The organism is Bifidobacterium boum (genome assembly GCF_000741535.1).
Classification (GTDB): domain Bacteria; phylum Actinomycetota; class Actinomycetes; order Actinomycetales; family Bifidobacteriaceae; genus Bifidobacterium; species Bifidobacterium boum.
Window position 1 is genome coordinate 46,327 of the sequence record NZ_JGYQ01000017.1, and the last position, 13,169, is coordinate 59,495.

At 59.8% G+C, this 13,169-nt stretch carries 8 protein-coding genes and 1 rRNA gene; 2 read left to right on the forward strand and 7 right to left on the reverse strand.

Annotated features, from left to right (window positions below):
* Nucleotides 1-30: 30 nt before the first annotated feature.
* On the reverse strand, nucleotides 31-309 hold the full coding sequence (locus BBOU_RS08140) for a metal-sensitive transcriptional regulator (protein WP_026503212.1): 279 nt from the start codon (nucleotides 307-309) through the stop codon (nucleotides 31-33).
* A 201-nt stretch (nucleotides 310-510) separates the two neighbouring features.
* On the opposite strand from BBOU_RS08140, the gene BBOU_RS08150 reads away from it, so the two are divergent.
* On the forward strand, nucleotides 511-3,090 hold the full coding sequence (locus BBOU_RS08150; RefSeq protein ID WP_026503214.1) for an HAD-IC family P-type ATPase: 2,580 nt from the start codon (nucleotides 511-513) through the stop codon (nucleotides 3,088-3,090).
* Between the two features lie 152 nt (nucleotides 3,091-3,242).
* On the opposite strand, the gene clpB is transcribed toward BBOU_RS08150, so the two are convergent.
* Nucleotides 3,243-5,930 (reverse strand): ATP-dependent chaperone ClpB, encoded by a 2,688-nt coding sequence (gene clpB, locus BBOU_RS08155; RefSeq protein WP_026503215.1) that lies wholly within the window; start codon nucleotides 5,928-5,930, stop codon nucleotides 3,243-3,245.
* Between the two features lie 231 nt (nucleotides 5,931-6,161).
* On the opposite strand from clpB, the gene rlmH reads away from it, so the two are divergent.
* Nucleotides 6,162-6,641 carry a 23S rRNA (pseudouridine(1915)-N(3))-methyltransferase RlmH gene (gene rlmH, locus BBOU_RS08160; protein WP_026503216.1) on the forward strand — a complete coding sequence of 160 codons (480 nt, stop codon included), beginning with the start codon at nucleotides 6,162-6,164 and terminating at the stop codon, nucleotides 6,639-6,641.
* 141 nt (nucleotides 6,642-6,782) lie between these two features.
* On the opposite strand, the gene BBOU_RS08165 is transcribed toward rlmH, so the two are convergent.
* The 5 genes from BBOU_RS08165 to rrf all read right to left on the reverse strand — a co-directional run bounded on the left by BBOU_RS08165 (nucleotide 6,783) and on the right by rrf (nucleotide 13,014).
* Nucleotides 6,783-7,601, reverse strand: a complete 819-nt coding sequence (locus BBOU_RS08165; RefSeq protein ID WP_026503217.1) for a fumarylacetoacetate hydrolase family protein — start codon at nucleotides 7,599-7,601, stop codon at nucleotides 6,783-6,785.
* An 81-nt stretch (nucleotides 7,602-7,682) separates the two neighbouring features.
* A complete protein-coding gene (locus BBOU_RS08170) occupies nucleotides 7,683-9,005 on the reverse strand; it encodes an MATE family efflux transporter (RefSeq protein ID WP_026503218.1) in 1,323 nt (440 codons plus the stop codon).
* 245 nt (nucleotides 9,006-9,250) lie between these two features.
* On the reverse strand, nucleotides 9,251-11,782 hold the full coding sequence (locus BBOU_RS08175; RefSeq protein WP_420885350.1) for a glycoside hydrolase family 31 protein: 2,532 nt from the start codon (nucleotides 11,780-11,782) through the stop codon (nucleotides 9,251-9,253).
* A gap of 82 nt (nucleotides 11,783-11,864) precedes the next feature.
* A complete protein-coding gene (locus BBOU_RS08180) occupies nucleotides 11,865-12,518 on the reverse strand; it encodes a 5' nucleotidase, NT5C type (protein WP_026503220.1) in 654 nt (217 codons plus the stop codon).
* Nucleotides 12,519-12,897: 379 nt separating this feature from the next.
* Nucleotides 12,898-13,014, reverse strand: a 5S ribosomal RNA gene (gene rrf, locus BBOU_RS08185).
* Between the last annotated feature and the right edge of the window lie 155 nt (nucleotides 13,015-13,169).

Sequence of the window (13,169 nt, forward strand, 5' to 3'; positions counted from 1 at the left end):
GCAAGCCATGGACGCGACGGGGCGACACGGTTATTTCACGAGGCGAGACACCGCTTCAGAGACTTCCTGGAGTTTGGCATCCGCCACTTGGCCACCCTGTTCGACCGCTTCGCGCACGCAATGGTCGAGATGGTCGTCCAGCAGCAGCATGGATACCGATTTCAATGCGGATTCCACTGCGGCGATTTGCGTAAGAATATCGATGCAATATCTGTCGTCATCCACCATGCGACCGATTGCTTTGACTTGCCCTTCAATGCGATGCATTCTCTTCTGGATGTTCTTCTTGTCGCCCGCATAACCGTTCATCACGCCGCCTTCCGTTCCGTTATCCCGAGGGCTGAATACTCTTGTTCAGTATACCCCATATGGGTATATATCAAAGTGTTTGCCAACAGTGCAGACACGACCCACGTGCCAGACACGCCGGGCCGGTGGCAGATTGCCGCCATCTTCGCCAGCCGGTCACCACCGACTGCAACGATGAAAGACAACACAAGGAGGAGGCGCATGGGATTCGATCTGTTTATCGCCGCGACCGCGGTTGTGCTCGCCATCATCGCGACATGGCTGACACTACGATTCTTCTTCGCCAAGCGCGAAGGCACTGCGGCAAAGCAGGAGCAAGGCATGCAAAGCGCCGACATCATCGTCAAAGGCGGGTATGAGCCGTCCCTGATCACCATGAAACCCGGCGTGCCGATCACTCTGCATTTCGACCGCCAAGAAACCGGGGAATGCACCTCACACGTCGTGTTCTCCGACCTCGGTCTTGACGCCATGCTGCCCGGCAATGCGCACACCGACGTGCATCTGCCAGCGCTCGCCCCCGGCGATTACCCCTTCGCATGCGGCATGAACATGGTTCACGGCATGCTCCGTGTCGAGGATGACGGCAAAGACCACAGCGCAATCCAGCACAACGGTCAAACATCAGCCGCAGTTGCAGCGCCCGCACTGAACGCCGTGGACGCATTGGACAACGAGCGCAAGGCGGCGGACGAACGCCGCAAGGAAATCAAGCAGCTCGGCCGGCTGGTCGCCATCGGCACCGTGCTGACCCTGCCGGTGTTCATCGTCTCCATGCTGTCCATGGCCGGGCATGCCGACATGCCCGCATGGCTGACCAATCCATGGCTGCAAGCCGTACTCATCACTCCAGTCATGTTCTACTGTGGCGGCCCCATCCACAAGGTCGGCTGGCCAGCGCTCATCCACCGCTCCCCCGACATGAATTCGCTGGTATCGCTCGGTTCTACCGCCGCATACCTGTACAGCCTGATCGTATGCATCGCGGGGCCGGCGCTGCCGGCAGGATCGCGCGAGCCGTATTTCGAATCGGTCGGCGTGGTCATCACCTTGGTGCTTGTCGGGCGTCTGCTGGAAAGCAAGGCGCGTGAAGGTACCGGCAAAGCCGTGCAATCACTGATCAAGCTGCGTCCCCGCAACGCACAGACCATCAGCCCCGATACGCTCGACCAAGGTGAACACGCCTGGCACGACCCGAACAACCAGACCACTATCGGCGTCGATGACCTGAAGGTCGGCGACCTGGTGGTCGTCAAAGCCGGCGAGCGCATCCCCGCCGATGGCGAGGTCGTCGCTGGCACGCTGGATATCGACGAATCGATGATCACCGGCGAATCCGCGTCCGTGCACAGCAGCACGGGCAGTACCGTCACCGGAGCGACTATCGCGCTCAAAGGCAACGCGGTTATCCGGGTCAGTCAGGTCGGCGGCGACAGCATCCTCGCGCAGATCATCGCGATGGTCGCCCGGGCGCAGGCCACCAAGGCCCCGGTACAGCAGCTCGCGGACCGCATCGCGCGGGTGTTCGTGCCCGTGATCATCATCATCGCCATCTGGACCTTCGCGATCTGGGTGTCTTTCGGCCCCCAGCCACGGCTCGCGCACGCGTTGATTACGGCGGTCAGCGTGCTGATTATCGCCTGCCCATGCGCTTTGGGCCTTGCCACGCCGCTGTCCGTCACCGCGGCGACGGGGCTTGGCGCCACCAACGGCGTGCTGGTCACGTCGGCGAAAGCGTTGGAGCAGGCGCGCAATATCCGCACCGTTGTTTTTGACAAAACTGGCACGATTACCCGTGGCACCGTGGATGCGGGCGCCGACCCCGATCATCCCTCCTACACGTCGGATACCGTCAAACCTGGCTCGCAGCAAGCGGTTGCGGCATTACGCAAGGCCGGTGTGCGCACCATCATGCTCAGCGGCGACAAGGCTGAAGTGGCGGGCCGTATCGCCAAGCAGGTCGGTATTGACACGGTGATCGCACAAGTGCAACCGGATGGCAAAGCCTATTGGATTGAGCAATTGCAACACCAGCGCAACGCGGACAGCACGAACAGCGAGCTGATCGCCATGGTCGGCGACGGCATCAACGACGCCCCTGCCTTGGCGCAGGCCGATCTTGGCATCGCCATCGGCACCGGCACGGATGTGGCCATGCAGTCGGCGGATGTCACGCTGATGAGCGGCGATTTGCGCGGCGTGTTGAAACTCATCAACCTGTCGAACGCGACCATGCGCAATATCCGTGAGAACTATGCGTGGGCCTTCGGATACAACGTCATCGGCATCCCGATCGCGGCAGGTGTGCTCTACCCGATCACCGGATGGCTGCTCAGTCCAATGATCGCGGGTCTCGCCATGGCGTTGTCCAGCGTGTGCCTCGTGCTCAACGCGAACCGGTTGCGGCATGTGCGCATCGGCGATGATTTGGCTGCCGGATCCGCAGATACCGCCTCGCCGGCTACAGAACCCACCATCATCATCGACGAGCACACTACGCTGAGCCGGCCGTCTAACGCCGGTCATGGTCACCCCACCAATCACCCCACCAATCACACTGTCAACCACAAGGAGAGCACCATGGATATGCATCATATGGGCCAGATGGCCGAAGCGAACCCCGCCGACGGCAACACCGCGACCGATCCGGTGTGCGGCATGAGCGTCGCCGTGAACGACGAGGCGATCACCCGCACCTACAACGGCACCACCTACTATTTCTGCGGCGAGCATTGCGCCACGAACTTCAGCAAGGCACCCGAACTGTTTCTCGAGAAGTAACCCGCGTTCTGCTTCTGCCGACGCTGACGGTATACTCAGCGTCGGCAGAAGCAGAACGCGGCCAGATGCCGACAGCTCGCAATAGCAAAACGGCTGCCCGTGCAAACCATATCAAGGTTTGCACGGGCAGCCGTTTCGTATTCAGGAAGCCGTCACTTGTCTTCTTGCACGCCTTCGACAGTCACGCCGGACAGCGGATCCTCAGGCATGTCGGTGAGCTCGAGGTGCTCACCACCGGTCTGGTCGACGAGCACGGTGTCACCATCATGCACCTTGCCGGCCAGCAGCAGACGCGCCAGCTGGTCGCCGACCTCGGTCTGCACGAGCCTGCGCAGCGGGCGGGCGCCGTACGCCGGATCGTACCCGGTGTTGGCGAGCCATTCGCGGGCCGCATCCGTAACCTGCAGCGAAATCCGGCGTTCGGTAAGTCTTGCGGCCACTTGACGCACCTGCAAATCGACGATATTGCCGAGCTCCTGACGGGTCAACGGGTGGAAGATGACCAGCTCGTCAAGACGGTTGATGAATTCCGGCTTGAAGTGCGCATGCACGGCATCCATCACGGCCTTCTGCTTGGCTTCCTCATCCAAATCAGGCTGCACGAGGAACTGCGAGCCAAGGTTCGATGTCATGATCAGAATCGTGTTCTTGAAGTCCACGGTCCTGCCTTGGCCGTCAGTCAGGCGGCCGTCGTCCAGCACTTGCAACAGCAGGTCGAAGACTTCCGGATTCGCCTTCTCGACCTCGTCGAACAGCACCACCGAGTACGGACGCCGACGCACAGCCTCGGTCAGTTGACCGCCTTCCTCATACCCGACGTAGCCCGGAGCGGCACCGATCAGGCGGGACACGGAGGCTTTCTCCATGTACTCGCTCATATCGATGCGGACCATGGCCTTCTCGTCGTCGAACAGGAAGTCGGCGAGCGCCTTGGCGAGTTCGGTCTTGCCCACGCCGGTCGGCCCCAGGAACAGGAACGATCCGGTCGGACGGTTCGGGTCGGAAATGCCGGCACGCGAGCGACGCACCGCGTCGGAGACCGCGCGAATGGCGTCCTTCTGACCGATGACACGCTTGCCGAGGTACTCCTCCATGTGCAGGAGCTTCTCGTTCTCGCCTTGCATCAGGCGTCCAACGGGGATGCCGGTCCATTCGGACACGATTTGCGCGATGGAATCCGCATCGACCTTGTCGGGGACCATCGGGGTCTCCTCGGCGCCGGTTTCCTTGGCATCGCGTTCCTCCTGTTCGGCGGCGGCGATTTCCTTCTGGATGTGCGGGATCTCGCCGTAACGGATTTCCGAGGCCTTCGCATAGTCGCCGTCGCGTTCGCAACGTTCGGCTTCCACTTGCAGCTCGTCGAGCTTCTTGCGCAGGTCACCGACCTTGTTGTGGCCGCTTTTTTCCATGTTCCAGCGGGCGTTGAGGCCATTGAGCTTCTCCGTCTTGTCGGCGAGCTCCTTGTCGAGGTCGGCGAGCCGTTCACGGGACTTCTCGTCCAGCGAGTCCGCCTTCTTCTGCTCAGCCTTGTCATCCTTCGGATTGCCCAACAGATAAGCGCGTTCCATCTTGAGCCGGTCCACCTGACGCTTGAGCTCATCGATTTCCTCAGGCGAGGAGTCAAGTTCCATGCGCAGGTGTGCGGCCGCCTCATCGACCAAATCGATGGCCTTGTCCGGCAGCTGACGCCCGGTGATGTACCGGTTGGACAGCTGGGCTGCGGCTACGAGTGCGTCATCGCCGATGGTCACCTTGTGGTGGGCCTCGTACTTGGGTGCGATGCCGCGCAGGATCGCGATGGTGTCCTCGACGCTCGGCTCACCGACGAACACTTGCTGGAAGCGGCGTTCGAGCGCCGGATCCTTTTCGATGTTCTCACGGTATTCGTCAAGCGTGGTGGCGCCGATCAAGCGCAGTTCACCGCGCGCAAGCATCGGCTTGAGCATGTTGCCCGCGTCCATCGAGCCTTCTGCAGCACCGGCTCCGACGATGGTGTGGATTTCGTCGATGAAGGTGATGATCTGCCCGTTCGCATTCTTGATCTCATTGAGCACGGCCTTGAGGCGTTCCTCGAATTCGCCGCGATACTTCGATCCGGCGACCATGGAGCCCAGATCAAGGCTGATGAGTTTCTTGTTGCGCAGCGTGCTCGGTACATCCCCGGCAACGATGCGTTGGGCGAGACCTTCGACGACGGCGGTTTTGCCGACGCCCGGCTCACCGATCAGCACCGGGTTGTTCTTGGTGCGGCGGGACAGGATCTGGATGACACGGCGGATTTCCTGATCACGGCCGATCACCGGGTCGAGCTTGCCTTCCTTCGCGGTGGCGGTCAGGTCGGTCGAATACTTTTCGAGCGCCTTGTAATTGCCTTCCGCGTCCGCGCTGGTCACGTGGGCGCCACCTCGAATCTGCGGCAACGCTTTGCGCAGGGATTCCGCGGTCACTCCGTTGGCTTCGAGGATGTCCGCGGACTTGTTCGGTTTGCTTGCGGCGATGGCGATGAGCAGGTGTTCGGTGGAGATGAAATCATCCCCGAGCTGCTTCATTTCCTGTTCGGCTTGGACGAGCGCCGCTTCGAGCTGGCGGCTGGGTTGCGCCTGCGTGGTGCTTGACCCGCTGGCGCTCGGCAGGTTGACCAACCCGTTGCGTACGGCCACGCCGATGGCTTTGATATCTCCGCCGGCCGCTTTGACGAGGCTGGGGACGACGCCGTTCTGCTGGCGAAGCAGTGCATCGAGCAGGTGCAGCGTTTCGACTTGGGCGTTGCCCGCGGCGGACGCGCTCTGCACGGCGTCACTGATGGCTTCATGGGCCATATTGGTGAATTGTGCTTGCATGGTTCCTCCATTCGCGGCCCTTGGGCGGCTTCACCCGTGGGACGCTTTGTTGTCTGTGTCTGCTGTATCCAACCGTTTTTTCCGCCGATTATTCCAAACTTGAGCCAACCACACTCAAGTTTTGAACGCTCTTGATGATGAGCGCGGACACACCGCCTGCGCGAAGCCACAACGCTATGTTGGAACCCGCCGCCGCTACGATGGCACTGGTTGACGGAAGGAACACACCCCATGAATATCGACATCATCGCCCCCGGACGCATCAAGGAACGCTATCTGCGCGACGCAATCGACGAATATTCGAAACGTCTGTCGCGCTTCTGCAAGCTGAACATCATCGAAGTGGCAGACGAGAAAACACCGGAGCATGCCACACCCGGCACTGACGAACTCATCAAACGCAAGGAAGGCGAGCGCATCGCCAAGCACATCAAAGACGGCGCGTATGTCATCGCCCTGGCCATCGACGGGCAGATGCTCGGCTCGGAGCGTTTCGCGGCGAAGCTCGACGACCTCGCATTGCATGGTGCAAGCCACATGCAGTTCATCATCGGCGGTTCGCTCGGTCTTTCCCCGGACATCCTCGCGCGGGCCGACTGGAAGCTCAGCTTCTCCCCCATGACTTTTCCCCATCAGCTCATGCGTGTGATCCTGCTCGAGCAGATTTACCGTGCGTTCAAAATCAACGCGCACGAGCCGTATCACAAATAAGAAAGGACACGGTACGGCGCACCGGCGAGCCAACGGCGGGTGCCGAGGAGATACCAGCGAAACGCGAGATACCAGCGAAACGACAAGGGCTGCCAACCCGTATACCCGGATTGACAGCCCTTGTATCCAACTAGTAGCCGATCAACCTTGCACCACAACATTGCGCAGGCTGCCGATGCCCTCCACATGGACAATCGGCTCATCCCCCGGCTTGAGGCTACCGGACGCGTTCGGCGTGCCCGTCATGATCACGTCGCCCGGCAGCAACGTGGAGAAGCTTGAAATCGCAGCGATCTGCTCCGGAATGCCGTGAATCAGCTTCGCGGTCGTACCACTCGCCTCCGGCACATCCTTGCCGTTAAGTGTGAATGAGATCTTCGCGTCTTTCCAGTCCAGGTCGGTCTGGATCCACGGGCCGAGCGGGCACGCGGTATCAAAGCCTTTCGCGCGCGTCCACATCGGGTCGGCGCCCTGCAAGTCACGCAGGGTCACATCGTTGACGCACGTGAAGCCCAGCACATAATCCATGGCTTTCTCGACCGGCACATTCTTCGCGATTCGGCCCATAATAACCGCGACTTCCGGTTCGAAATTCATGTCGTGGGAGAATGGCGGAATGACAATCGGATCGTCAGGGCCGATGACCGAAGTGCTCGGCTTGGAGAAAATCACCATATCCTCCGGCGCGTGCGCGATGTCACTGTGCCCTGTCTCATGCATGAACTGGGCGTGCGCCTCGTAGTTCTTCGCCAAGCCGTAAATCTTTGAAGGGATCACCGGGGCAAGCAGACGCAAGCCATCCGCGTCGAGCGGAAAACGCTCGCCGGTCGGTTCCACTGGCTGGGCGCCGAATGGGTAGCCGCTGAGCACCACGAGATAATCTTTGCCGTCCTGCTCATCCTTCTGTACGAAGGCGTATTGCGGGGTCTTGTCGTCTTTGGTGAAACGTGCGATTCTCATATCCCACATGATACAAGCCGCCATTGCCACAACCGTTACGCCGGGCGCGCATGCGGCGACAAGCCCGGCTGACAGGCGCGGTCACACGGTAGTGCGTGGTTTGCCGAGCGACCGCAGAATCCGAGCCTGCAACGGCACGGTCACGATGAAGGAGATGATGTCGGAAACCGATTGCGCAGCTTGCACACCCGGTACACCGAAAAGATGCGCAAGGATCAGCACCGCCGGGGCGAGGAACAATCCAAGTCGGCAGACCGCCACGAAGGAGGCGATGATCGTCTTGCCCATGGTCTGCTGCATCATATTGGACATCATCGCGAATCCGTTGAGGGGTACCGTGCAGCATTGGATGCGCAACGCTACGGTGCCGACGGCGACCACCTGTGGATCGGATCGGAACAGGGCGATGATATCGGGGGCAAGCACCGCGGCGAGCAGCGCGATGACCATAAGCATGATGGTAGACAGGCGGACGCAGAACCAGTAGCCGTCCTTGACACGCCGGTACAGCCCGGCACCGTAATTGTATCCGCACACCGGTTGGAAGCCTTGCCCCAGACCGACAATGATGGAATTGATGGCAAGCATGACGCGCATCACAATCGCCATGGCGGCGATAACCGCATCACCAAAGGGGTTGGCAGCGAGATTCACGCATGTGGTCGCGAGTGAACCGGCGCCTTGCCGCAGCAACGATGGCATGCCGCCACCGATTATCTCACGCACGAGCAGCATGTCCGGCCGGCTGTTGCGCACGTCAAGTGTGACGACACCGCGACGGACGGCAAACGTGACCAGCAGGATGAAACTGATGGTCTGGCATATCGCGGTGGCGATGCCGGCGCCGGTGATGCCGAGTCTGACAACAAAAATCAAGAACGGCGCGATCAGAAAGTTCAACAATGCGCCGGTGACCAGACCGATCATGCCGTATAGGGACAATCCTTGGTAGCGCAGCAGACCGTTGAGCGCGAACGATCCGCACACCATGGGAGCCGCGAGAAGAATCGGCGTGAGATATGCGATGGCATACGGTGCGATGGTCGGCGTCGAACCGAGTACGACCACCAGACGAGGCAAGGTGACCAGACCGATGACGGCGAGCACGCATCCGCCCAACACCGCTCCGCAGAAGCCGACCGCGAGCAGGCGCGCGGCACGCTCGGTATTGCGTTTGCCCAGTTCCCGGCTCATGGAATTGCCGGAACCATTGCCGAAGAAGAAGCCGAACGCTTGGAATACCGTCATTATCGAGTAAGCAATGCCGATTGCGCCGGACTGCGAAGTGCCCAGACGACCGATGAAATACGTGTCCGCGAGATTGTATGCGGTGGTGACCAAGTTTGAGATGACCGCCGGGAGACACAACGCGAGGATCAGGCCGCGAACCGGGGCGCCTGTCATACGGCGGTATTGTGCGTCGGCGCTCGCACGGCGTGGTGCGGTTTCGCCTGCGGACGCCGACGCGGCATCTGATACCGCGCCTGGCGCCGACGGGGACGACGGCATACTCTGCCCGTGCCCATGATCTGATGAATTCCCTGTCACTCGATTCATCCTAACCGTGGGTGGTGTCGGAAGACGAACGGTTTGTACGCGTCTGGAGTCACTGCCGCCGGCAACTCCAGACCGCGCCAATCCTCTACGGTTCAGTCCCGCAAGAGAATTTCCGTCAACGCGCCAATCACCGCGTCAGGCATTCCGTTCGCCGCGAATAATCCGCCGCCAAAAGCGGGTGCCGTTGTGAAGGTACGCAAAGCGCCAATCGCACGCACGCCCTGCTCATATATCGCCTGCATTGCGTGTTCCTTGGAACTATACGGCATCTGCGCGTGCATGAGCACCTTGAGCGCATCGGACTCAATCGGGTTGTCTGCGATGCGCAGCCCTCCCTTGATTGCCATGGTCATGCCCGCAGAAGACGGCACCCGAGGCACGGTGATCGACAGGCTCAACGTCGGCGCATCATAGGAGATTTCCACCTTGTCGCAGACGGTGTTGTCGATGTTGACGCTGATATCGGCAGGATTGACGTCGGCGACGCCGCGGAACACAATCGTCCAGTCGCGTCGCGACGGTACCGCGTCTGCCTTGCCCTCAACCGGGGCGATGGTGAACAGCGAACTGCAGCCGTCGCCCGAGGCCATCCGGCTGGTGTCGCTCCAGTTGAACGCCATGCGCGTAGTCGCAGTGTGCTCCCCTGATTCGCCGACCGGTGCGGATTGTGCAGACGGCGCAGACAGCACAGACGGCACGAATACTCCATCATCCTCGATCATCGCGAAACGACCATCCGCACCGGGGAATACCAGTACGCGCAGGGATTGCGGATTATCCAGGTTGTTGACGGCATCGCCATCGCCGAGCTCCTGCAATGGCACGATGCCTCCCGCTCGGGCGAACACAGGAATGCGATCGATGGCACGCCAGACTTCCAGCCGTCGCCCGGACGGATTCGAGGAAGCGTACCGACGACCGTCGAAGAAGTCATACCATTCGCCTTGCGGCAACCATGCTTCAGTGCGACCGAGGCGGGCGGAATCGTCGTCATCCGTGACGATCGGCGCCACCACCAGCTGCGTGCCGAAACGGAATTCATCCGGGACTTCATATGCCTGCGGATTATTCGGGTCAGCCCAATACATCGGCTCGACAAGCGGCATGCCTTCGAACGCCGCCCGGTAGTTCATGGTGTACAGGTACGGCAGCATCATGTGACGCAACCGCAGAGCGTCCACCATGGCATGACGTACATCTGCGGAGAAATTCCATGGCTCTTTGCCCATGAACTGCGAGTTGCTGGAATGCAGACGATTGATCGGGCTGAAAGCGCCAAGCTGATACCAGCGTGCTTCCAGATGCTCGTCTCGATACCCGCACATATGCCCGCCGATATCGTGGCTCCACCATCCGTAGCCGATATTCGATGCCGTCGCGGTGAAATACGGCTGGAATTGCAATGATTTCCACGTCACGACGGTATCTCCGGAGAATCCGACCGGATACCGGTGCGATCCCGGGCCCGCATAACGCGAGAAGGTCAGCGGCCAGCCATGGTCACGGCCTGAATCCAGATAGTGCACGTGGTTCAGCGCCCACAACGGGTCGAGTCCGGGCTGACGGGTCACACCGCCTTGCTGCCAGTCGAGCCACCAAAAGTCAACGCCTTCGGACTCCAAGCGATGATGCATGTCAAGATATGCGCTGATGAAATCAGGATTCGTCAGGTCGAATTCCACCGCCTCTTCGGTTGTGGGATCAATGCCGACCCGTTCGGCCACTTGCCGGTAATCATCTTCAAACGCGCGCACACCGTCTCGAGGATGCACATTCAACGTGACTTTGAGCCCACGCTGGTGCAAATCGCGCAGCAACGCCTTGTGGTCGGGGAACAGTTGCCTGTTCCACGAGTATCCGGTCCAACCGGAGCCATACTTCGGGTCGATGTCGTCGACACGATGCCAGTCCATGTCGATCACGGATGTGGTGAACGGAATGCCTTCGCGTTTGAACCGGTCCATGAGATTGAGATATTCGTCTTGGGTATACCGGTAGTAGCGGCTCCACCAGTTGCCGAGCGCGAAACGCGGCAGCAGCGGCGTCGGCCCGGCGAGTCGGTAGAGGTCCTGTACTGCTTCGGTGTAGCGTCGACCATAGCCGAAGAAGTACAAGTCGGTTTCCTGATGGTCTCGAGGCGTGATCCATGCGCCGAGAGGATTCGGCTTGCCGTTAGCCTCATCCGTCAGTACGATCACATTCGCCGCGGAATCATCGAGTACCGCCCAGCCGTCTCGCGAAATAACCCCATCTCCCAGCGCGATCTCGCCATCTGCCTCGTCAAGCGTGCGCGCGGTGCCTTTGAGATTATGTTTCGGTTCGTCTCCGTAATGCCAAGTGTTGAACTGGGTGTCGGCCATGCCTTTGACGACCACGCTCAACCCTTCTTTGCTGAACGGTTTGCCGTCATACGTGATGTACAGGTCCGGGGTGTCGATGATGAGCAATCCGTTGCGATGTGTCACCGTGAATCGCGGTGCTGTGCCGAAATCACGGCAGACGACCATCTGCGTGGGATTGTCCTCGAATTCGCCGGAATCTGACCATTCGAAACGAATCAGTGATTCGGTCAGGATTCCGATGCGCCAATGGTCTCCTTGCACAATCGACGACGCACGCATCATAGGACGCGTGGAACGCACATATGCCACGAAGACGTTGTCTTGGTCGTCAACGTTGACTGATACTTCTGTCATGCTGCCCCTCTCACTTGCCGCTATCATCGCACCACTGATCCATCCATGCCATCAGCTTGGGAACGCTGGTTTCGTCCCATGCGGACAGACGTGGACCGTCCAGCTGCCGGTTGTACGGCTGGTCGAACACGACGACATGCTCGCCGGCTTGACGAAGTGCAAGAATATTTGCAGGCGAGTCATCGATGTGGATGGTCGCGTGCATGGTGTCCTTGAGACCGGTGAAGCATAAGGACATGTAAGGGATGTGGTTGTCGTCAAGCCATTTGGCCGTATCTGACACGACGATCTGATGCTGTCCGGAGACGAACAACCGATGGGTAACGACTCTGATGTATACGTGCTCATCAGCGAGACGCCGCAAGGCTTCGGGTGCACCTTGAATGACGGGCATCGTTGCATAGAGGTGATTCGCCTCCGCCTCTCGGTGAGCCTGTTTGTACTCTTCGACCGACTGGAACGGCCAACCGGTTGCGGATGTCATTTCGTAATGCCGCATGTCAGGATGCATATCAGCAGCCATACGGCCAGCATGAACAAGCCACTGACGCATGGCTTCCGTGTAATCTGCACAGACACCGTCAAGGTCGAGATCCATCACACGATACACATCTTCACCTCGATCGACACCGGCATACGGTGATTCATACTTCGCCGGAACCATAGCATTCTCCTCAGCTAAGCCGTGACCCGTCAACATATACCTCTCATCATATGCAGTCGACACGCTGGAAACGATGATTTGAGATTTGAGGTTCAAGAAGTGGGATGCGAGATGGAACTCTCAATATGGCGATGAACGGTATAGAGGATGGCGAAAAGGTGAATCCAGATGGGAAGAGCTGACGCTGGTGTTGGAATTCCACGCAGTAAGGCTGGATGCTGGTCAGATGGTCAAGCCAAGGTGCGTGAACAGTCAATACCGTATGTGGTGGTCGTATGCTTTTAAAAAATGAGCATGGGGGCGCGGGTTGGTGTGTGTTTTGGAAATAAAAGAAGGGGGAGGGGCGCGTGTTGCGTCCCTCCCCCTTCGTGGAGTGTTGGTGCGGCGGCGTGCTACTCTCCCACATCCTGTCGAATGCAGTACCATCGCCGTGCCAGGTCTTCGCTTCCGGGTTCGGAATGGGTCCGGGCGTCTCCCCTGGGCCATGGCCGCCGCAAATCTGTAATTGTCATCCCGGGGATCCTTGTCGGGTGTTCCCGGGGGGTTGTGGTGGGTTGGGGACCGGATGGTGGACGCGTGTGTGCTGAAGGATCGGAGTGTGATGCGCGGGGTGTCTCCCCGTCATCCGAGTAAAGTGATTGTTTCGTTTGT

Bases quoted from the DNA above. Each gene is read 5' to 3' on its own strand.
- BBOU_RS08175 (WP_420885350.1), bottom strand. From the start codon at position 11,782: ATGATGCGTGCGTCGTCGATTGTGCAAGGAGACCATTGGCGCATCGGA.
- rlmH (WP_026503216.1), top strand. From the start codon at position 6,162: ATGAATATCGACATCATCGCCCCCGGACGCATCAAGGAACGCTATCTG.
- BBOU_RS08170 (WP_026503218.1), bottom strand. From the start codon at position 9,005: ATGACAGGCGCCCCGGTTCGCGGCCTGATCCTCGCGTTGTGTCTCCCG.
- BBOU_RS08140 (WP_026503212.1), bottom strand. From the start codon at position 309: ATGAACGGTTATGCGGGCGACAAGAAGAACATCCAGAAGAGAATGCAT.
- BBOU_RS08150 (WP_026503214.1), top strand. From the start codon at position 511: ATGGGATTCGATCTGTTTATCGCCGCGACCGCGGTTGTGCTCGCCATC.
- BBOU_RS08165 (WP_026503217.1), bottom strand. From the start codon at position 7,601: ATGAGAATCGCACGTTTCACCAAAGACGACAAGACCCCGCAATACGCC.
- BBOU_RS08180 (WP_026503220.1), bottom strand. From the start codon at position 12,518: ATGGTTCCGGCGAAGTATGAATCACCGTATGCCGGTGTCGATCGAGGT.
- clpB (WP_026503215.1), bottom strand. From the start codon at position 5,930: ATGCAAGCACAATTCACCAATATGGCCCATGAAGCCATCAGTGACGCC.